The organism is Micromonospora sp. HM134, assembly GCF_007833915.1.
Taxonomy (GTDB): Bacteria; Actinomycetota; Actinomycetes; order Mycobacteriales; family Micromonosporaceae; genus Micromonospora; species Micromonospora wenchangensis.
This window is the reverse complement of record NZ_CP041061.1, coordinates 4161549-4182194: the sequence shown is the minus strand read 5'-3', so window position 1 is coordinate 4182194 and position 20646 is coordinate 4161549. Positions and strand designations below refer to the sequence as shown.

The following is a 20646-nucleotide window of genomic DNA, read 5'->3' as shown; positions in this document are numbered from 1 at the left end:
GACCCGCTCCGACCGTCGTGCCGGACGGCCTTGCCGGGTAAGCGTCGGTGGCACCGATTAATCTTGCTGACATGTCGAGCCCCGCCGAGCGGTACGCCGAGGCACGTCGCCGGGCTGCCCAGGCCGCCCAGTTCCCGGCCCTGGAAGAGTTCACCCTCGACCTGGGGTTCGACCTCGACGACTTCCAGCGTGAGGCGTGCCAGTCGCTGGAACGGGGCAGCGGGGTGCTGGTCTGCGCCCCGACCGGGGCGGGCAAGACGGTGGTCGGTGAGTTCGCCGTGCACCTCGCGTTGCGGGGCGCGCCGGGCGCGGCGTCGCCGGCCGGGGGCGCGCCGCCCGGCACCCGGCGCAAGTGCTTCTACACCACGCCGATCAAGGCGTTGTCCAACCAGAAGTACCACGACCTGGTGCAGCGTTACGGCGCCGCGCAGGTCGGGCTGCTCACCGGCGACAACGCGATCAACGGGGACGCCCCGGTGGTGGTGATGACCACCGAGGTGCTGCGCAACATGCTCTACGCCGGCTCGGCCACCCTGGCCGGCCTGGCGTACGTGGTGATGGACGAGGTGCACTACCTCGCCGACCGGTTCCGGGGCGGGGTGTGGGAAGAGGTGATCATCCACCTGCCCTCCTCGGTGACCCTGGTGTCGCTGTCGGCGACGGTCTCCAACGCCGAGGAGTTCGCCGACTGGCTGGTCACCGTGCGCGGTGAGACGGCGGTGGTGGTCAGCGAGCACCGGCCGGTGCCGTTGTGGCAGCACATGCTGGTCGGGCGGCGGATGTTCGACCTGTTCCACGACGCCGACGCGGCCCGTAAGCACGACGTGCATCCGGAGTTGCTGCGCTACACCCGGGAGCAGACCCGCCGGCTGGAGCTGGGGGAGGGGCGCGGCGCCGGTCCCGGCGGCGGTCGGCGTGGTCCGCGCTGGCGGGGGCCGCTGCGTCCGGACATCGTCGACCGGCTCGACCGGGAGGGGCTGCTCCCGGCGATCCTGTTCATCTTCAGCCGGGCCGGCTGCGCCGCCGCCGTGCAGCAGTGCCTGGCGGCCGGTCTGCGGCTGACCTCGGCGGAGGAACGTGCCGAGATCCGTCGGGTGGTGGAGTCCCGGGTCACCGCGATCCCCGGCGAGGATCTGACCGTGCTGGGCTACTGGGAGTGGCTCGACGGGTTGGAGCGTGGTCTGGCCGCCCACCATGCCGGGATGCTGCCGGTGTTCAAGGAGGTCGTCGAGGAGTTGTTCGTCCGGGGCCTGGTCAAGGCGGTGTTCGCCACCGAGACCCTGGCGTTGGGGATCAACATGCCGGCCCGTTGCGTGGTGCTGGAGCGGCTGGTCAAGTTCAACGGCGAGGCCCACGTCGATCTCACCCCGGGGGAGTACACGCAGCTCACCGGGCGGGCCGGTCGACGGGGCATCGACGTCGAGGGGCACGCCGTGGTGGTGTGGTCGCCCGAGACCGACCCCCGGCACGTGGCGGGCCTGGCCTCCACCCGTACCTACCCGTTGCGGTCGAGCTTCCGGCCGTCGTACAACATGGCGGTCAACCTGGTCGGGAGCGTGGGCGCCGAGCCGGCGCGCGCGCTGCTGGAGTCGTCGTTCGCCCAGTTCCAGGCGGACCGGTCGGTGGTCGGGCTGGCCCGTCAGGTGCAGCGCAACACCGAGACCATCGACGCGTACGGCGCCGAGGCGGCCTGCCACCAGGGTGACTTCGACGAGTACTTCGCCCTGCGGGTGGCCATCGCCGACCGGGAACGGGCCATCGCCCGGCAGGGGCAGACCCAGCGCAAGGCCGCCGCGGTGGCGGCGTTGGAGCGGTTGCGGATCGGTGACGTGATCCGGGTGCCGTCCGGGCGGCGGGCCGGGCTCGCGGTCGTCCTCGATCCGGCGACCGGGGGGTTCGGTGAGCCCCGGCCGCTGGTGCTCACCCAGGACCGGTGGGCGGGTCGGGTCAGTCCCGGCGACTTCACCACCCCGGCCGAGGTGCTCGCCCGCATCCGGGTGCCCAAGCACTTCAACCACCGGTCGCCGGCCGCCCGGCGGGATCTGGCCGCCGAGGTCAGCGGCACCGGGCTGGACCGGCACGGTGGCCGGCGGGGTGGCCGGTCCCGGCAGGCCGTCGGTGAGGACCACCGGCTCAGCCAGCTCCGTACCGAGTTGCGGCGGCATCCCTGCCACGCCTGCCCGGAGCGGGAGGACCACGCCCGGTGGGCGGAGCGGCGCCGCCGGTTGGAGAAGGACACCGAGGAGCTGCGGCAGCGGGTGTCGGGGCGGACGGGCTCGCTGGCCCGGACCTTCGACCGGATCGTCGCCCTGCTGACGGCCCGGGGGTACCTGTCCGCCGACGGCGGGGTGACCGACGCCGGTCGGATGCTCGGCCGGATCTGGACGGAGGCCGACCTGCTGGTCGCCGAGTGTCTTCGGCGGGGTGTCTGGGACGGCCTGTCCCCGGCGGAGCTGGCCGCCGCCGTGTCGGTGGTGGTGTTCGAGGCCCGGCGGGACGTCGACGAGCGGGCGTCGCTGCCGCGTGGGCCGGTCGCCGACGCGGTCGACGAGACGCTCGCGTTGTGGAGCGGGATCGAGGCCGACGAGGCGCAGCGGGGGCTGACCGCCACCCGGGAGCCGGATCTCGGGTTCGCCTGGCCGATCTACCGGTGGGCGCGGGGGGAGACCCTGGCCAAGGTGCTCGCCAGTGGTCACCAGTTCGACGGGGAGATGCCCGCCGGGGATTTCGTCCGCTGGGCCCGACAGGTCGCCGACCTGCTCGGTCAACTATCCGACTCCGGCGGGGCGTCGACGGAGCTGCGGGCCACCGCTCGGCAGGCGATCGCCGCCGTGAACCGGGGCGTACTCGCCCATTACACCTCCGCCTGATCATCACTTTCGGTCACCGTCGGGCGGTGAATCGACGCATCGGACGGTCACCGTGACGGCACCCCCCGGATTGCCGGGGGGTCGCTGTTGCGCCTGCTCGGAGCCTCCCCGATCATTGCTCGGGCGCGGTCGCCTACGCGCCGGTAATGAGTGGGGGGAAGACCGCCGTGGCGGAGATCAATCACTTTGAGTACGGGTGGATCACACCGGCGCTGAGTTACGCGCTGTCCGTGCTCGGTTCGTTCCTCGGTCTGGTCTGTGCCGGGCGGATCCGTACCGCCACCGGTTCCGGTCAGCGTTTCTGGTGGGGCCTGTTGGCCGCGTGGGCGATCGGCGGCACCGCGATCTGGGCGATGCACTTCATGGCCATGCTCGGGTTCGCGGTCACCGGCACCCGCATCCGGTACGACGTGCCGCTCACCGCCGCCAGCACGGTGATCGCCGTCACCGCCGTCGGGATCGGCCTGGCCATCGTCGGCACCGGCCGGCTCAGCGCCGCGAAGGTCCTCGGCGGTGGCCTGTTCACCGGGATCGGCGTCGCGGCCATGCACTACACCGGGATGGCCGCGATGCGGCTCAACGGTGACCTGAACTACGAGGCCACCCGGGTGGCACTGTCGGTGGCCATCGCCGTCGTCGCGGCCACCGTGGCCCTGTGGCTGGCGATGACCGTCCGCCGGGGCCTGGCGATCGCCGGTTCCGCCCTGCTGATGGGGGTGGCGGTCAACGGCATGCACTTCACCGGGATGAGCGCCCTGTCGGTGCACCTGCACGGGCAGCGCGGCGAGGTCACCGGCGCGGGGGTGAGCACCCTGCTGGTGCCGATCGTCCTCGCGGTGATCTTCGTGGTGGTGGGGCTGGTGTACGCGCTGCTGGCCGCGCCCACCGACGACGACCGGGCCGCCGCCGCCTACCTGCAGGCGCGGCAGGTCAACGCGCCGGTCGTCGAACCGGAGGCGGCCCCGGACCCGGTGGGCCTGCGTGCCCGCTCGACCACCCTGGGCCGGCCGGGCACCCCGTTCCCGTCCCGTCGGGACGCCCCACCGCCGCGCTGACCGGCGTCGGGACGCCGGGGCCGGTCAGGGTCGCGCGGCGAGGGCGTCGACCAGCCGCCGGCACGAGCCGGCCAGGTTCCACCGCTGGGCCAACTCCAGCAGCCGGTCGGGGTCGGCGGGTGCCGCCGGCAGCGCGGTCGGCAGCGCCGGCAGCGGGACGTCGGTGGCGACCCGGACCACCTTCGGGGCCACCGCCAGGTAGTCGCGGGCGCCGTCGAGCTTGGCGCGCAGCCCCGGGGCGAACCCGGAGTCGGGGTCGTCGAGCGCGGCGAGGATGCCGGACAGGCCGCCGTAGCGGTCGATCAGCCGGGCGGCCGTCTTCTCGCCCACCCCGGGCACCCCGGGCAGCCCGTCGCTCGGGTCGCCGCGCAGGGCGGCGAAGTCGGCGTACCGGTCGGCGGGGACCCCGTAGCGGGCCCGGACGGCGGCGTCGTCGCAGTCGTCGAGCTTGGCCACCCCGCGACCGATGTAGAGCAGCCGGACCCGGCGGTCGTCGTCGACGAGCTGGAACAGGTCCCGGTCGCCGGAGACCACCTCCACCGGGCCGGGCTGGGTGACCGACAGGGTGCCCAGCACGTCGTCGGCCTCGTAACCGGTCGCGCCGACGGCGGTGATGCCGATCGCGGCCAGCACGTCGAGGATCACCGGCACCTGCGGGGATAGGGTGTCCGGCACCTCCTCGCCGCCCTCCGGGGCGACCCGGTGCGCCTTGTACGACGGCAGCAGCTCCACCCGCCAGGCGGGCCGCCAGTCGTGGTCGAGCGCGCAGACCATCCGGTCGGGCCGGCGGGTGCGGACCAGTTGGGCGAGCATGTCGAGGAACCCGCGCACGGCGTTGACGGGCTGGCCGTCGTCGGTCCGCGCCGCCGACTCGGGCACCCCGAAGTAGGCCCGGAAGTAGAGGCTGGGGGCGTCGATCAGCAGGATCGGCTGTTGGTCTGCCACGCCCGACAGCCTGGCACACCCCACCGACGACATGGGGGACGCCCACCGGCCGTGCCCGGCACGGTCACCAGCGCAGCGGCACGGTGGCCAGGAACGCGCCGAGCCGCTCGGCGATCACCTCGTGGTCCTTGCGGGACGGGTGCCAGCGGCAGCCGCCGTAGTCCAGGCCGACGCCGTCGAGGTACCAGTAGCGGACCAGGTCGTGACGTTCCCGTACCACCTGCGCGGCGGCCTCGGCGAAGGCGGTGGTGTTCCACAGTTGCTGTGCGGTCACCACGACGAGGGTGTCCCGGCCGTACCGGACCCGGAGCCGGTCGAGGAACCGGTGGTAGGCGTCCCGGTAGGCGCGGCGCAGGCTCTGCGGCGTCCATGCCTCGTCGGGGCGCAGGTCGGTGGCGAAGTCGTTCGCGCCCAACCCGACCACGACCAGCTGCGGTCGCCAGCTGGCGGGCCGGTCCCAGACGTCGCCGTCCACGGCGAGCAGGGACCGGGGGTAGAACGTGCGGTAGGTGACGTCGGGTCTGCCGCCGTCGTGGTTACGTACCATCCCCAGCCCGGAGTACGCGTTGAGCTGGTAGTCGGCGTCCAACCGGCGGGCGGTGAGCGCGCCGAAGCTGAGGTCGGCGTCGGTGCGGCGGGTGGCCTCGGCGTCGGTGCACTCCCGGTCGGTCGACAGGTTGCCGTAGCCGGCGGTCAGCGAGTCGCCGATGAACTCGATCTGCCGGTGGCGGGCGGGCGGCGGGGCCAGGACCCGTCCGCCGTCGACGGCGACGAAGCCACCGAACGCGCCCGCCGCCGTCGGGCTCTCGGTGCGCTTGACCAGGCGTACGGTGTGCCGCCCGGCGGTCGGCCCGGTCACCCGGTACGTGGTCCGCCCCGGGGTGACCAGGGTCGCCACGGTCACCCCGTCGACTTCGACGGTGTAGTCGTTGACCGCGTCGTCGAGCACGATCCCGACCCCGGTGCCCCGGAACCGGCCCTCGAAGTACACCCCCGGCCAGCTGTACCGGGCGAGACGGCCGTCGACGGTGACCCGCCCGGCGGTGGACGCCCCGACGGGTCCGGGCCGGTGCGGGCCGGTGCACGCCGCCGCCCCGTGGGCCGGTGCGGGGCCGGCCGGCCGGCATCCCGGCGCGGCGTCCGCGGGCGCGGTGCCGGGCAGCACGGTCACGGCGACCGCGATCAGCATGACGACCAGCCGGGTCGACGACACGGTCCCTCCCTCCGCCCGGTCCGGGACCGGGCCTACGACGTGCGACGCGGTGTCCCGCGTCCACGGCTGGCCCAACGACCGACCGGCGGCGACGGTTCCGCCGCCGGGGCGGATGCCGGTGGGAAACCGGCGTGACGACCCGGTGGCCGCCGGGTGAGACTGCGGGCATGGAGTTCGTGCCCGGTCTGGTGCTGTGTCGGCGTTTCCACGACGAGGTCGTCGGGCCGCTGCTGGCACGGCACCTGCCGGGCCTGCGCTACTCCGCCGGGCTGTTCGACGGCGGTTCGGAGCTGCTGGGGCTGGACACCGAACGCTCCACCGACCACGACTGGGGGCCCCGGGCGCAGGTCTTCCTGGCCGATCCGGCCGGGGCGGCGTCGGTACGGGCGGCGCTGGCCGACCTGCCGCCCCGCTTCCTGGGCCGGCCGACCCGGTTCCTCGGCTGGCCGACCGCCCGGCTGGGGGTGCCCGACGTCGCCGGGGACCGCACCGGCGTCGAGGTGGTCGGCTGGCGGGACTGGCTGCGGGGCCGGCTCGGGTTCGATCCGACCGTCGCGATAACCACCGCCGACTGGCTGTCCCTGCCGACGCAGCGGCTGGCCGAGGTGACCGGTGGTGCGGTGTTCCACGACGGCCTGCACGGCGCGGTCGGCGCGGTCCGGGCCGCCCTGGCCTGGTATCCGGACGACGTGTGGCGGCACGTGCTGGCTGCCGGGTGGACCCGGGTGGGGCACGCCGAGCATCTGGTCGGCCGGTGCGCCGAGGTGGGTGACGCGTTGGGCAGCCGGCTGGTGGCCGCCCGGGTGGCCCGGGACCTGATGCAGCTCGGCCTGCTGGCCCGTCGCCGCTGGCCGCCGTACGACAAGTGGCTCGGCAGCGTGTTCGCCGCGCTGCCGGACGCCGGCCCGGTGGTGGCGGCGCTGGCGGACGCGCTCGGGCCGGGTGACTGGCCGCACCGGCAGGCGGGGCTGGTGCGGGCGCTGGAGACGGTCGCCGGGTGGACCAACGACACCGGGTTGGCCGGGCCGGTCGACGTCGCGGCCCGGCCCTTCCACGGGCGGCCCTTCCTGGTACTCGACGCGCCCCGGTTGGCGGCCGTGCTGCGGGCCGCGATCGTCGACCCGGCGCTGCGGGACCGGCCGCTGGTCGGCGCGGTGGACCAGTACGTCGACAGCGTGGACGTGCTGACCCACGCCGACCGGGTCCGCCGGGTCGGTGCCGCCGTCACCGGCTGACGGACCCGGCGGCCGGTCAGCCCCGCAGCCGGGCGCGGATGAACCGCCCGGACTCGGTGAGCACGGCGGTGCCGGTGAAGTCGGTGCCGGCGCACGTGCCCTGCCGGAACACCGAGTTGCTCTCCGGGCCGTCGGAGTAGCTCCACATCGAGTAGCTGATCTTCAGGCGTTGCAGCAGGTCCAGCCAGGTGGTGGCGCTGTCCAGGTCGTTGGGGCCGTCGCCGGTGAAGGTCTGGGTGCCGAACTCGCTGACGAACAGCGGCAGGCTCCGGGCGGCCCGGGCCACCGTCTCGCGTTGCAGGTCCCGGTGGGACGCGGCGTAAAAGTGGAAGGTGTACATGATGTTCCCGGCGTCGACCGGGTCGTCGGTCACCTCGGTCTCGTCGGCGCCCTCGGACACGCCGAGGGAGGAGAAGCCCCGGGTGCCGACCAGCACCACGCTGTCCGGGTCGGCGGCCCGGATCACCGGGATGACCTGTTCGGCGTAGCTCTTGATGGTGGCCCAGTCGACCCCGTTGGGTTCGTTGGCGATCTCCCAGAGCACGTTGGTCCGTGCGGCGTGCCGGGCGGCGACCTCGGCGAAGAACGACCGGGCCCGGTCCAGGTTGACCAGCGGGTCGCCGGGGGTCAGCACGTGGAAGTCGACCACCACGTAGAGGCCGAGCGCGCTGGCGGTCTCCACCGCCTCGTCGACCCGGCGGGTGAAGCCGGCCGGGTCGGTCTCGAACCCTCCCTCCTGGACGTACATCGCCACCCGGACGAAGTCGGCCCGCCAGTCGGTGCGCAGCGCGGCCAGCGAGTCGGGGTTGAGGCAGTCCGGGAAGAACTGGAGGCCGTGGCTGCTCATCCCGCGCAACTGGACCGGCTCGCCGGCCGCGTCGCACAGGTGCACCCCGCACACCCGCAGCCGGCCGTGCCGGTCCACCGGGGACCCGGCGGGCGCGGCGGCCGGTTGCCCGGTGGCGGGTTCCCGGGTGGCCGGTGGCGGCTCGGGCGTCCCGGTGCCGGCCGGGCCGGTGGCGGCCGGTGGCGCGGCGTCGGTCTCGGCGTTCGCGGTGGGGACGGTGAGAGCCGCCCAGCCGGCGACGAGCGCGGCGAGGGCCACCCCCGTCGAGGTCAGTGCTGTGCGTCGGTGCATGGGGACTCCGGTCGGGCTCGTCGGGACCGGGGAAGGCGTCCGGTGGTACGTAGCCGCGGCGGGCGCGGTTCACCGGGGTGCCGGCCACGCCGGACTGGGCCCCGACCCGAACGACCGTTAAGCTGACGGGGTGGCGCCCGGCGGACGACGGGCGGCGGCTCACCCACCTCTGGAGCTCATCGCGCTATGACTGTCGACCGCATCCTCCCCACCGACGAGGCCCACGACCTGCTCGACCTCGCCACCGAACTGGCCGACCGGGAACTCGCGCCCCGGGCCGCCGGCTTCGAGGAGCGCGCCGAGTTCCCCCGCGAGGTGCTGCGCACCCTGGGCCGGGCCGGCCTGCTGGGCCTGCCGTACGCCGAGGAGCACGGCGGCGCGGCCCAGCCGTACGAGGTCTACCTCCAGGTGCTGGAGATCCTCGCCGGCCGGTGGCTCGCGGTCGCCGAGGCGGTCAGCGTGCACACCCTGTCCTGCTACCCGCTTGCCGAGTTCGGCACCGACGCCCAACGCAAGCTGCTGCCGGAGCTGGTGGGTGGGGAACTGCTCGGGGCGTACTGCCTGTCGGAGCCGCAGGGTGGCTCGGACGCCGCCGCGTTGACCACCCGGGCGGTCCGCGACGGCGACGACTACCGGGTCACCGGGGTCAAGGCGTGGATCACGCACGCCCGGGTGGCGGACTTCTACAACGTGTTCTGCCGTACCGGCGGGCCGGGCCCGAAGGGCATCTCCTGCCTGCTGGCCGACCGGGGCACGCCGGGCATCGCCCCGCAGGCGGCCGAGCGGACGATGGGGCTGCGCTCGTCGCCGGTGGCGCAGATCGCCTTCGACGACGCCCGGGTGCCGGCCGAGCGGCTGATCGGTGGGGAGGGCGCGGGCTTCACCATCGCGATGTCCGCGCTGGACTCGGGGCGGCTGGGCATCGCCGCCTGCGCGGTCGGTCTGGCCCAGGCGGCGCTGGACTACGCCGTCGGTTACGCCCGGGAGCGGCAGCAGTTCGGCCGGGCGATCGTCGACTTCCAAGGGGTGGGTTTCCTGCTGGCCGACGCGGCCACCCAGATCTCCGCCGCCCGGGCGTTGACGTTGGCCGCCGCCCGGTTGCGCGACGCGGGCCGGCCGTACTCGATCGAGGCGGCCAAGGCGAAGCTGTTCGCCACCGACGTGGCGATGCGGGTGACCACCGACGCGGTGCAGGTGCTCGGCGGGGCCGGGTACGTGGCCGACCACCCGGTCGAGCGGTACATGCGGGAGGCGAAGGTGCTCCAGATCGTCGAGGGCACCAACCAGATCCAGCGGCTGGTGATCTCCCGGGCGCTGGCGAGGGACTAACCTGTGCCGGTGACGTTTCCCCGGATCACCATCGACCCCGAGGTGATGGGCGGGGCGCCCTGCGTGCGGCAGTCCCGCGTCCCGGTGGCGACCCTGCTGGCGATGATGGCGGAGGGGATGTCGGTGACGGACATCCTCACCGATCTGCCCTTCCTCGACGAGGAGGATCTGGCCGAGGTGCTCAACTTCGCCGCCGACGCGGTGCGCGACCGGGCGGCCCGCTGAGCGTCACATCGGGCGGGACGTCGTCGCCAGGGGAGCGCTCCACCGGGTAGGTTGCACGGGTGGAGGAGACCGACCGTGCCATCGTCGCCGCGCTGACCGCCGACGGCCGCCTGTCGTACACGGATCTGGCGGAGAGGGTCGGCCTGTCGGTCTCGGCCGTTCACCAGCGGGTCCGCCGGCTGGAACAGCGCGGCGTGATCAACGGGTACACCGCCCGGGTGTCGTTCGAGGCGTTGGATCTGCCGATGACCGCGTTCGTGGCGATCCGGCCGTTCGACCCGTCGCAGCCGGACGACGCGCCGGAGCGGCTGGCCCACCTGCCCGAGATCGACTCCTGCTACTCGGTGGCGGGGGAGGACTTCTACCTGCTCCTGGTGCGGGTGGCCGGGCCGGCCGACCTGGAACGGGTGCTCCAGGAGATCCGCACCGCCGCGAACGTCACCACCCGCACGACGGTGGTGCTGTCCACCCCGTACGAGGGGCGTCCGCCGAAGGTGGCGGTGGGGGAGCTGCGGGGCCGTACCCGCAGCGGCGCGGAGGCCCCGGCGTAGCTGCCGCCCCGGCCGCTCAGCGGCCGTTCCAGCGCAGGATGACCGGGCGGCCGTGTTCGTGGCCGAGCGCGCTGACGGTGGCGGTGTCCAGGCGCAGCTTGCCGCCGCCGGCGGCGGGCAGGCCGATCCACCGGGCGCCGACCACCCGGAGCAGGTGGGCGTGCCCGACCAGCGCCACGTCGCCCCGGGCCAGCAGCGGTGTGAGCCGGCCGAGCAGCCGGTCGACCCGGGCCCCGACCTGGTCGGGGGACTCCCCGTCGGGGCAGCCGTCGGTCCAGATGTTCCAGTCGGGGCGCTCGGTGTGGATGTCGGCGGTGGTGCGGCCCTCGTACCGGCCGTAGTTCCACTCGGTGAGGTCGTCGTCGGTGCCGTCGACGGTGAGGCCGGCGAGCTGCGCGGTGCGCAGCGCCCGGCGTCGGGGGCTGACGAGCACGGTGGCGAAGCGCTGGCAGGTCAGCACCCCGGCCAGCGCGCGGGCCTGCCGCTCACCGTCGGGGGTCAGCTCCAGATCGGTGTACGAGGTGTGCCGCCGGCTGGCGCTCCACGTCGTCTCGCCGTGCCGGATCAGGATGATCTCGCTCATCCGCCCAGTCAACCAGCATCCGCCGGGCCCAGCCGGCCACCTATTGTCCTAGGATGCCCTAGAGATGGTGCGCCCCGGCGCACCCCTTCTGATCAGCGCCTACGGCGCGGTTCTGTTTCGGGTCGGCCGGATCGGGGACGCCACCGGTACGGGGCCGCCGCCCCGTGACCGCCGCAGCGACAGGAGGCGACATGAGCTTCACCGACAAGGCCAAGAACAAGGCCCAGGAGCTGACCGGCGCCGCTAAGGAGCGGCTCGGCGACATGACCGACAACGAGCGGATGCGGGCCGAGGGCGCCACCGAGCAGAGCGAGGCGCGGGCCCGGCAGGCCGGCGAGCACGTCAAGGACGCCGGTCGGGACGTACGGGACGCCATGCGCTGACGGTCCGCGCCGCCCGGGTGGCCCCTGGGCACGGTGCGGGGGCCACCCGGGTTAGCGTGCGGGCATGCTGGTCGCCCGTTCGCTGGTGTTGTTCGTCCTGGCCGCGCTCGCCGAGATCGGTGGGGCGTGGCTGATCTGGCAGGGCTGGCGGGAGCACCGGGGGTTGTGGTGGATCGCCGGCGGGGTGGTCGCGTTGGGTGTCTACGGTTTCGTGGCGACGTTCCAGCCGGATGCGAACTTCGGCCGCATCCTGGCCGCGTACGGCGGGGTGTTCGTGGCGGGGTCGCTGGCGTGGGGCGTGTTGGTGGACGGCTTCCGGCCGGACCGGTGGGACCTGACGGGCGCGGCGATCTGCCTGCTCGGCGTCGCCGTGATCATGTACGCGCCGCGCGGGGCGTGACGGCCGCCGCCCCCGGGACCGGTCCGGGTCGCGGGGGCGGCGGGGTGGTGCGGGTCAGTCGTCGCGGTGCGCGGCCCACCACCGCTGGCCGGCCTCGGGAGGGTGTCGATCGGGTCGTAGTAGGCGTAGCGCTTGTTGAGCGCCTCCAGGTCGGCCGACTCGATGGAGGTGCGGTAGTTCTTGGTCCAGTAGGAGATGCCGCGTTCCCGGTCGTACTCGGTGAGCATGTGCACCCAGCGCTTGCCGACGAAGGGCACGTCGCAGACGATCCGGGGGGTGGCGTAGCCGGGCAGGTAGCCCATGATGTCGTGCTGGAGCTGCTGGGCGTGCCAGACCGGGACCCGCCAGTGTTCGGCGTTGGGGATCATGTCGCACATGTAGAAGTAGTACGGCAGGATGCCGGCTTCACCCTGGAGGGCGAAGCAGAGGTCGAGCAGGTCGGGGGCGGTGGCGTTGACGCCGCGCATGAGCACGCCCTGGTTGCGCACGTCGCGGACGCCGACGTCGAGGGCGGTCTGGGCGGCCTTGGCGACCAGCGGGGTGATCGACTGGGCGTGGTTGACGTGGGTGTGGATGGCCAGGTTGACGCCGCGTCGGGCGGCGGTGCGGGCGACCCGTTCCAGGCCCTCGACGACGTCGTTCTGGAGCCAGTGCTGGGGCAGGCCCATCAGGGCCTTGGTGGCGAGCCGGATGTCGCGGACGGTTTCCAGTTCGAGCAGCCGCATCAGGTACGACTCAAGGTTGCGCCACGGGACGTTGGCCACGTCGCCGCCGGAGACGACCACGTCGCGGACGCCGGGGTGGGCCTTGAGGTAGGCGATGTGGGCGTCGTAGCGGTCGACGGGCTTGAGGGTGAGCTTGAGCTTGTCGACGGCGGGGGTGGAGTTGCCGACGAGGTCCATCCGGGTGCAGTGGCCGCAGTACTGGGGGCAGGTGGAGAGCAGTTCGGCGAGGACCTTGGTGGGGTAGCGGTGGGTGAGGCCCTCGGCGACCCACATGTCGTGTTCGTGCAGTGAGTCGCGGCTGGCGTAGGGGTGTGAGGGCCAGTCGGTGCGCCGGTCGGCGGTGACGGGGATCATGTAGCGGCGGATGGGGTCGGCGCGGAACGCCTCGGTGGTCATCGGGGCGAACGGCACCATCGTGTTGATCATCTGGGGTGGCACCAGCATCGACATGGTGGCCAGGGCCTGCTGGTCGGCGGCGAGGTCGGTGTAGAAGCTCTCGTCGACGGTGTCGCCGAGGACGGCGCGCAGCTGCTTGATGTTCTTGACGCAGTTGACGCGTTGCCACTGGGCGTTCTCCCACTGTTCGCGGGTGACGTCGCGCCAGCCGGGGAAGCGGGTCCAGTCGGGTTCGACCAGGGGGCTGCGGCGGTATTCGTAGGGCTGCCCGGCGGTGGGTGCGGCGGCCGGGGCGGGGCGGGGCCCGGGGATGGTCGCCATCGGTTGGGTCTGGGTCACGGCCCCTCCTCGTGCTGCGTGGCCGGGGTGACCGGCGGGCGATGATCGGTAGATCCCGAAAGGCTACTGGAAAATATCCGGCGAAGAAATTAGTCTGCCGTAAGTTTTCCCGCGATGCGAGTCCTGGTCGGGGCTTCGGGCGGTGGAGAGGGGAGGTCGGCGTGACGTCACCGGTGGGTCTGCACCGCGTCGTGGAACCGGCGGGGGTGCTGCCGCAGGCGGCCTGGCGGTTGGACGCCGACCCGCGGATCGCCCCCAACGAGGTGCGGATCCGGGTGGAGCGGTTGAACCTGGACGCGGCGAGTTTCCGGCAGTTGGCGCAGAAGCACGGTGGGGACGGGGAGAAAGTCCGCGCCGAGGTGCTGGAGATCGTGTCGGCGCGGGGCAAGATGCAGAATCCGGTGACCGGGTCGGGCGGGATGCTGATCGGCACCGTGGAGGAGGCCGGCCGGCGGTCGCCGTTGGGGTTGGCGGTGGGTGACCGGGTGGCGACGTTGGTGTCGTTGACGCTGACCCCGTTGACGATCCTGGACGGGTTGGCCCGCTGGGACGGGCGTAGCGAGCAGGTGCCGTGTGACGGGTACGCGATCCTGTTCGCCCGGTCGATCGCGGCGGTGCTGCCGGCGGATCTGCATCCGGAGTTGGCGCTGGCGGTGCTGGACGTGTGCGGTGCGCCGGCGTTGACGGCCCGGGTGGTCGCCGAGCAGGTGGCGCGGCGGGAGCGGACCGGTGACGGGTCGCCGGTGACGGTGGCGGTGATCGGTGGGGCGGGCAAGAGCGGGTCGTTGTCGTTGGCGGCGGCGCGGCGGGCGGGTGCCGGTCGTACGGTGGGGGTGGTGCCGGTGGCGGCGGAGCGGGACGCGCTGGTGGCGGCCGGTCTGGCGTCGGTGGTGGCGTTGGCTGATGCCCGGGACCCGGTGGGGGTGTCGTCGGCGGTGACGACGGCGTTGGGTGGGCCGGCGGACGTGACGGTGGTGTGCGTGGACGTGCCGGGGTGTGAGCACGGTGCGGTGTTGGCCACGGCGGACGGCGGCACGGTGATCTTCTTCTCGATGGCGACGAGTTTCGCGGCGGCGGCGTTGGGTGCGGAGGGGCTGGCGGCGGACGTGACGATGCTGGTGGGCAACGGTTACGTGCCGGGGCACGCGGAGCTGGCGTTGGGGTTGGTGCGGTCGGAGCCGGGGGTACGTGGTCTCTTCGCGTCCCGGTTGGCGGCAGACTGAGTGCCATGACGAACCCCTCGACGTTGTACCGCGGTGGAGTGCTGCACTGTCCGGCGGAGCCGAGCGCGACGGCGCTGTTGGTGCGGGACGGGCGGATCGCCTGGCTGGGTGTGGACGCGGACGCGCCGGCCGCCGACCGGGTGGTGGAGCTGGGTGGGGCGCTGGTGACGCCGGCGTTCGTGGACGCGCACGTGCACGCGACGGACACCGGGTTGGTGTTGTCGGGTCTGGATCTGTCGTCGGTGCGGTCGGCGGCCGGGTTGCTGGACGCGGTGGCGGTGTTCGCGGCGGGTCTGCCGGCGGACGCGGTGGTGTTGGGGCACGGCTGGGACGAGTCGGGTTGGGTGGATGCGGCGTTGCCGGACGCGGCGCGGTTGGACCGGGCGGCGGGTGGTCGGCGGGTGTATCTGTCGCAGGCGTCGATCCATTCGGCGTTGGTGTCGCAGGCGTTGCTGGCGGCGTGTCCGCAGGTGGCGGGTTTGCCGGGTTTCGACGCGTCGGGGTGGTTGCGGCGGGACGCGCACCATGTGGTGCGGGCGGCGGCGCGGGCCGGGGTGACGCGGGGGCAGCGGGTGGCGGCGCAGCGGGTGGCGTTGGCGCGGGCGGCGTCGTTGGGGATCGCGGCGGTGCACGAGTGTGGTGGGCCGGAGATTTCCGACGAGGAGGATTTCACGGGTCTGTTGGGTCTTTCGGGTGCGGGTGTGCCGGAGGTGTACGGGTACTGGGGTGAGTTGTCGGGGGCGGCGCGGGCGCGGGAGTTGGGGGCGGTGGGGGCGGGTGGTGACCTGTTCGCGGACGGGGCGTTGGGGTCGCGGACGGCGCACCTGTCGGGGCCGTACCGCGACGGTGAGGGGTGTGGGCACGGTTATCTGAGTGCGGATCAGGTGCGTGACCATCTGGTGGACTGTGCGGCGCACGGGGTGCAGGGCGGGTTCCACGCGATCGGTGACGCGGCGATCGGGACGGTGTTGGCGGGGTTCGCGGCGGCGGCTTCGGTGTTGGGTACGGACCGGGTGCGGGCGGCGCGGCACCGGGTGGAGCATGCGGAGATCATGAGCAAGGCGTTGATCGCCGGGTTCGTGGAGTTCGGGATCGTCGCGTCGATGCAGCCGGCGTTCGACCGGTTGTGGGGTGGCGCGGGTCGGATGTACGAGTCGCGGTTGGGGTTGGCCCGGTCGTTGGAGTCGAATCCGATGGGGGCGATGCACGGGGTGGGGGTGGCGTTGGCGTTCGGGTCGGATTCGCCGGTGACGCCGCTGGATCCGTGGGGGGCGGTGCGGGCGGCGGCGGCGCATCACAGTGCGGCGCAGCGGATGAGTGTGCGGGCGGCGTTCGCGGCGCACACCCGGGGTGGCTGGCGGGCGGTGCATCTGGACAACGAGGGGGTGTTGGCGTTGGGGGCGCCGGCGACGTTCGCGGTGTGGGAGGCCCCGGCGGGGGTGGAGCGGGGGTTGCCGGTGTTGCAGTCCGAGGATCCGGAGTTGCGGGGTCCGGGGGATCCGACGCCGTTGCCGGTGTGCCGGGCGACGGTGCTGCGTGGTGAGGTCATCTATGAGGAAGGCGCGTCGTGACGGGGAAGCTTGACCTGGATCCGGTGCTGGTGGCGCGGGCGCGGGAGTTGGCGCGGCGGGCCGGGCAGCCGGTGGTGGAGTTGGCGCGTAGTCACACCACGGTGTCGGTGGAGCGGGCGGTGTTGCGGCTGGCCGGGGTGACCGGTGCGGATCCGGACGGTATTCCGTGGGTGAACCGTCTGGTGGACGCGGTGGTGGCGGATGTGGGGTTGGGGCACGGGGTGGCGGTGCCGGTGTTCGACGCGTTGGCGCGGGAGCAGATCAGCGATGTGACGCTGCTGGCGCAGAAGGCGGCCGCCGGGTCGGTGCGGTTCGCGCAGCCCACCGGTAGGGCCGCCACGGCGGCCCGGCGGGTGGCGCGTCGGGCGGTCGCCGCGGGTGTGCGGCGGATCGACCGGCGGCGGGCCGAGCGGGGCCGCCTCGTCAAGCGGTACGGGGACCCGAAGCAGCGGCCGTGGATCTACCTGATCGTGGCGACGGGTGACATCTACGAGGACATTCCGCAGGCGCAGGCGGCGGCGCGGGCGGGTGCGGACGTGATCGCGGTGATCCGGTCGACGGGGCAGTCGTTGTTGGACTATGTGCCGGAGGGGGCGACCCGGGAGGGGTTCGCGGGCACGTATGCGACGCAGGAGAACTTCCGGTTGATGCGGGCGGCGCTGGACGAGTCGTCGCGGGAGCTGGGCCGGTACGTGCGGTTGACGAACTACGCGTCGGGCCTGTGTATGCCGGAGATGGCCACCCTGGCGGGTCTGGAACGGCTCGACATGATGCTGAACGACTCGATGTACGGGATTCTGTTCCGGGACATCAATCCGATCCGGACGTTCGTGGATCAGCGGTTCTCGCGGCAGGTGCACGCGCGGGCGGGGATCATCATCAACACGGGTGAGGACAACTACCTCACGACCGCCGACGCGGTCGAGGAGGCGCACACGGTGACGGTGTCGCAGCTGCTCAACGAGTTCTTCGCGCACGAGGCGGGGTTGGTCGACGCCCAGTTGGGGCTGGGGCACGCGTTCGAGATCAACCCTGAGGTGCCGGAGTCGTTCCGGCTGGAGTTGGCGCACGCGTTGTTGGCGCGGGAGTTGTTCCCGGATGCGCCGTTGAAGTGGATGCCGCCGACGAAGCACATGACGGGGGACGTGTTCCGGGGGAATCTGCTGGACGGGTTCTTCAATCTGGTGGGGACGATGACGGGGCAGGGGATCCTGCTGGTGGGGATGATGACCGAGGCGGTGGTGACGCCGTGGTTGTCGGACCGGGACATCGCCCTGCAGAACGTGCGGTACGTGTTGGGTGCGGCGGGCGGGTTGCACGAGGATTTCGTGCCGGCGCCGGGTGGGTTCATCCAGCAGCGGGCGCACCGGGTGCTGGGTGAGGCGGTGGATCTGCTGGAGCGGATCGGGGACCAGTCGTTGTTGACGGCGATCGCCGAGGGCACGTTCGGGATCATGAAGCGGCCGGCGGACCGGGGCAAGGGCCTGTCCGGGGTGGCGCGGCACGAGGCGGACTACTACAACCCGGCCACGGAGATCCTGGAGCAGCAACCCTCATGAGCGAGAAGACGATCGTGCGGCCGTACGGGGACACCACCGGTGACGGCATGGTGCAGGTGTCGTTCACGTTGCCGGTGCCGCACGACAAGCGGGCCGAGGGTGCGGCGGTGCAGTTGGCGAACAGGATGGGCATCGATCCGGCGATGCTGGTGCACGCGAAGCCGATGAGTGACGGGTTCACGTTCTTCGTGGTGTACGGGCGGGTGAACCATCTGGTGGACCTGGCGCAGGTGCAGGTGGTGGAGCGGGACTTTCCACTGCTGTCGGCCAAGGAGGTCAACGCGGTGGTGAAGCGGCGGTTGCGGCGCAAGCTGTCGGTGGTGGGGGCGTGTATCGGCACGGACGCGCACACGGTGGGCATCGACGCGATCCTGAACGTGAAGGGCATCGCCGGGGAGAAGGGCCTGGAGTATTACCGGGAGTTGAAGGTGTCGAACCTGGGCGCGCAGGTGAGTGTGCCGGAGTTGGTGGAGGCGGCGCGGCGGGAGCGGGCGGATGCGGTGCTGGTGTCGCAGGTGGTGACGCAGCGTGATGCGCATCTGCACAACACGCGGGAGATGTCGGCGGCGTTCCGGGAGGCGATGCCGGCGGGGAAGCGGCCGTTGCTGATCGTGGGTGGGCCGCGGTTCGACGAGACGATGACGGCGGAGCTGGGGGTGGACCGGATCTTCGGTCGGGGTACCACGCCGGGTGAGGTGGCGTCGTATCTGGTGCATGCGTTGGTGACGAGCAGGGAGGCGCGGGGATGAGTGGTGCACGGTTGGGGTTGTCGGTGACGCACCGGCGGTATGTGCCGTACGCGCACGCCCACTACGCGGGGAACCTGGTGGACGGGGCGTACGTGTTGGGGTTGTTCGGGGACGTGGCGACGGAGGTGTGTATCCGTACCGATGGTGACGAGGGGTTGTTCGCGTCGTATTCGGATGTGCAGTTCGTGTCGTCGGTGCGGGCGGGTGACGTGGTGGAGGTGACGGCGACGGTGGTGCGGGTGGGCACCCGCAGCCGGGGGATCGACTTCGTGGCGCGGGTGGTGTGCCGGGGGCGGCCGGAGCGGGGCGGGTCGGCGGCGGAGGTGTTGGCGGAGCCGGTGGTGGCGGTGACGGCGACGGGCACCGTGGTCGTTCCGGCGGCGGCGTGAGGCTGGCGGTCTGCGCCGACGTCGGGTCGACCTGGACGAAGGCGGCGGTGGTGGATCTGGACGCGGGCCGGCTGGTGGGGGCGGCGTCGGCGCCCACGTCGGTCGGGACGGATGTGCTGCACGGGTTGGACGCGGCGGTGGGTGCGGCGGTCGAGGGGGCCGGCGCGGGGGTTGCCGGGGCGTTGCCGTGGTACGTGTGTTCGTCGGCGGGTGGCGGGTTGCGGCTGGCGGTGGTGGGTTACGAGCCGTTGGTGACCGCGCAGGCGGGGCGGCGGGTGGGGTTGTCGGCGGGCGCGAACGTGGTGCACGTGGCGGCGGGCCGGTTGGGGGCGGCGGAGCTGTCGGCGGTGCGGGCGGCCCGCCCGGACGTGGTGTTGCTGGTGGGTGGCACCGATGGTGGGGACGTCGACACGGTGACGCACAACGCGACCCGGTTGGCGCGGGCCCGGTGGCGGGTGCCGGTGGTGGTGGCGGGCAACGTGGAGGTGCGGGACGGGCTGCGGGGGGTGTTGGCGGCGGCGGGGGTGCCGGTGACGGTGGCGGACAATGTGCTGCCCCGGATCGGGGTGTTGGCGCCGGCGTCGGCGCGGGCGGCGATCCGGGAGGTGTTCCTGCGGCACGTCATCGGTGGTAAGCGGTTGTCGCGGGGGGCCCGGTTCGGCCGGTTGGTGCGGGCGGCGACCCCGGATGCGGTGTTGACGGGGGTGGAGGTCCTCGCCGACGTGGTGGGTGGTGATCTGGTGGTGGTGGATGTGGGTGGGGCGACGACCGACGTGTATTCGGTGTTGACGCCGGATGAGCGGGCCGACGGGCCGGGCCGGGAGGTGGCGGGGTCGCTGTGGCGGGCCCGCACGGTGGAGGGTGATCTGGGGATGCGGTGGAGTGCGCCGGGGGTGGTGCGGGCGGCGGTGGAGGAGCGGCTGCTCGATGCGGCGGGGCAGGAGGCGTTGGGGGTGGCGGCGGCGGCGCGGGCGGCCGATCCGGGGTTCCTGCCGGTCGACGACCGGGACCGGGTGGTGGAGGGGCGGATCGCGGCGTTGGCGGCGACGGTGGCGTTGCGTCGGCATGCCCGGGGTGCGGCGACGGGTGAGCGGGCGGGGCGGGATCTGCGGGACGTGCGGCTGCTGGTGGGTTCCGGTGGTGTGCTGCGTCACGCCGACGCGGGGGCGGCGGTGGGGGTGTTGACGCGGGTGTTGACCGATCATGCCGGGGGTTGGCCGTTGCCGCGGGCGGCGCGGCCGGTGGTGGACGTGGATTATGTGCTGGCTGCCGGTGGGTTGCTCGCCGGGGAGCATCCGGGGGCGGCGGGGGCGTTGTTGCGGCGGCATCTGGGTGGGGATTGAGACGCGCCGACGCGACACGCCGGGTCGGTGGGCGCGACTGGCCGGGGGTGGGTTGACAGCGGCGGGGGTGTAGGCCGTACCGTCTTTGAGTCCTACTACGGGAAGCGGCTGTTGTTCGCTTCGTCCCTTCGTCCGCTGGCCGAGCGACATTGTTGGTGCATCGCGTCGCGGCGGCCAGGTCCAGCGGGCGGGGGTCGGCGGGGCGGCGCGAACCGGCCGCGGTTACCGGTGTACGGGCAGGGTGAGGGGCACGGCCAGTAGACAACGGCCAGGCGGGGGCAGCCAGTCCACCGTCGGGTCGGTCCGAAGGTCGGCGTCGCTCGTTCTCGCCCCACCGGCCGGGAAGGGCCTGGGAGCATCGGGGCGCGGCTTAGGCCGCGCCCCGATTTCGTGTCCGTCCACCGCCCGGGGTTCGTGGGGTGACG

At 73.0% G+C, this 20646-nt stretch carries 18 protein-coding genes and 1 pseudogene; 14 read left to right on the top strand and 5 right to left on the bottom strand.

The features are described 5' to 3' along the window. Positions 1–71 precede the first annotated feature (71 nt). Both FJK98_RS17970 and FJK98_RS17965 read left to right on the top strand, forming a co-directional pair. Complete coding sequence (locus FJK98_RS17970; RefSeq protein ID WP_145920048.1) at positions 72–2870, top strand: RNA helicase; 2799 nt, start codon at positions 72–74, stop codon at positions 2868–2870. Positions 2871–3037: 167 nt separating this feature from the next. Then, positions 3038–3925 carry an MHYT domain-containing protein gene (locus FJK98_RS17965; protein WP_145920047.1) on the top strand — a complete coding sequence of 296 codons (888 nt, stop codon included), beginning with the start codon at positions 3038–3040 and terminating at the stop codon, positions 3923–3925. 24 nt (positions 3926–3949) lie between these two features. On the opposite strand, the gene FJK98_RS17960 is transcribed toward FJK98_RS17965, so the two are convergent. Both FJK98_RS17960 and FJK98_RS17955 read right to left on the bottom strand, forming a co-directional pair. Further along, entirely contained in the window at positions 3950–4903 is a 954-nt protein-coding gene (locus FJK98_RS17960; RefSeq protein WP_168222498.1) for a 5'-3' exonuclease, read from the bottom strand. 31 nt (positions 4904–4934) lie between these two features. Next, entirely contained in the window at positions 4935–6083 is a 1149-nt protein-coding gene (locus tag FJK98_RS17955) for an SGNH/GDSL hydrolase family protein (protein WP_240762113.1), read from the bottom strand. 167 nt (positions 6084–6250) lie between these two features. Here FJK98_RS17955 and FJK98_RS17950 point away from each other — a divergent pair, with 167 nt between their 5' ends. After that, on the top strand, positions 6251–7318 hold the full coding sequence (locus FJK98_RS17950) for a DUF4037 domain-containing protein (RefSeq protein ID WP_145920045.1): 1068 nt from the start codon (positions 6251–6253) through the stop codon (positions 7316–7318). A gap of 16 nt (positions 7319–7334) precedes the next feature. On the opposite strand, the gene FJK98_RS17945 is transcribed toward FJK98_RS17950, so the two are convergent. Then, positions 7335–8456, bottom strand: coding sequence for a glycoside hydrolase family 5 protein (locus FJK98_RS17945; RefSeq protein ID WP_145920044.1), 1122 nt, complete (start codon positions 8454–8456; stop codon positions 7335–7337). Positions 8457–8642: 186 nt separating this feature from the next. Here FJK98_RS17945 and FJK98_RS17940 point away from each other — a divergent pair, with 186 nt between their 5' ends. From FJK98_RS17940 to FJK98_RS17930, 3 genes are read left to right on the top strand one after another with little or no spacing between them, the layout of a single operon-like run. Next, positions 8643–9785, top strand: a complete 1143-nt coding sequence (locus tag FJK98_RS17940) for an acyl-CoA dehydrogenase family protein (RefSeq protein ID WP_145920043.1) — start codon at positions 8643–8645, stop codon at positions 9783–9785. A 9-nt stretch (positions 9786–9794) separates the two neighbouring features. Next, positions 9795–10010, top strand: a complete 216-nt coding sequence (locus FJK98_RS17935) for a DUF433 domain-containing protein (RefSeq protein ID WP_088647100.1) — start codon at positions 9795–9797, stop codon at positions 10008–10010. 59 nt (positions 10011–10069) lie between these two features. Then, positions 10070–10561 carry an Lrp/AsnC family transcriptional regulator gene (locus FJK98_RS17930; protein WP_145920042.1) on the top strand — a complete coding sequence of 164 codons (492 nt, stop codon included), beginning with the start codon at positions 10070–10072 and terminating at the stop codon, positions 10559–10561. A gap of 16 nt (positions 10562–10577) precedes the next feature. Here FJK98_RS17930 and FJK98_RS17925 read toward each other — a convergent pair whose 3' ends face one another. Then, a complete protein-coding gene (locus FJK98_RS17925; RefSeq protein WP_145920041.1) occupies positions 10578–11144 on the bottom strand; it encodes a histidine phosphatase family protein in 567 nt (188 codons plus the stop codon). A 191-nt stretch (positions 11145–11335) separates the two neighbouring features. Between FJK98_RS17925 and FJK98_RS17920 the strand changes: the two genes are divergently transcribed. Then, positions 11336–11527, top strand: coding sequence for a CsbD family protein (locus tag FJK98_RS17920; RefSeq protein WP_088647084.1), 192 nt, complete (start codon positions 11336–11338; stop codon positions 11525–11527). A 64-nt stretch (positions 11528–11591) separates the two neighbouring features. Then, positions 11592–11927, top strand: coding sequence for a YnfA family protein (locus tag FJK98_RS17915; RefSeq protein ID WP_145920040.1), 336 nt, complete (start codon positions 11592–11594; stop codon positions 11925–11927). Between the two features lie 54 nt (positions 11928–11981). Here the strand turns inward: FJK98_RS17915 and FJK98_RS34125 are convergent. After that, positions 11982–13387: pseudogene (locus tag FJK98_RS34125) on the bottom strand (KamA family radical SAM protein). Positions 13388–13560: 173 nt separating this feature from the next. On the opposite strand from FJK98_RS34125, the gene FJK98_RS17905 reads away from it, so the two are divergent. Genes FJK98_RS17905 through FJK98_RS17880 form a run of 6 tightly spaced genes read left to right on the top strand, consistent with a single transcriptional unit; the run spans position 13561 to position 20221 of the window. Beyond that, positions 13561–14610, top strand: a complete 1050-nt coding sequence (locus FJK98_RS17905; protein WP_194823012.1) for a zinc-binding alcohol dehydrogenase — start codon at positions 13561–13563, stop codon at positions 14608–14610. 5 nt (positions 14611–14615) lie between these two features. Continuing rightward, entirely contained in the window at positions 14616–16181 is a 1566-nt protein-coding gene (locus tag FJK98_RS17900) for an amidohydrolase (RefSeq protein ID WP_145920038.1), read from the top strand. Next, on the top strand, positions 16178–17740 hold the full coding sequence (locus tag FJK98_RS17895; RefSeq protein WP_145920037.1) for a lysine 5,6-aminomutase subunit alpha: 1563 nt from the start codon (positions 16178–16180) through the stop codon (positions 17738–17740). Before FJK98_RS17900 ends, FJK98_RS17895 begins: the two co-directional genes overlap by 4 nt. Next, positions 17737–18489, top strand: a complete 753-nt coding sequence (locus FJK98_RS17890) for an OAM dimerization domain-containing protein (RefSeq protein ID WP_145920036.1) — start codon at positions 17737–17739, stop codon at positions 18487–18489. The genes FJK98_RS17895 and FJK98_RS17890 overlap by 4 nt, the downstream gene beginning before the upstream one ends. Continuing rightward, the gene (locus FJK98_RS17885) at positions 18486–18878 is read left to right on the top strand and encodes a hotdog domain-containing protein (protein ID WP_145920035.1); all 393 of its coding nucleotides are present in this window, start codon (positions 18486–18488) and stop codon (positions 18876–18878) included. Before FJK98_RS17890 ends, FJK98_RS17885 begins: the two co-directional genes overlap by 4 nt. After that, positions 18875–20221, top strand: coding sequence for a glutamate mutase L (locus tag FJK98_RS17880; RefSeq protein ID WP_145920034.1), 1347 nt, complete (start codon positions 18875–18877; stop codon positions 20219–20221). Before FJK98_RS17885 ends, FJK98_RS17880 begins: the two co-directional genes overlap by 4 nt. The last annotated feature ends 425 nt before the right edge of the window (positions 20222–20646 follow it).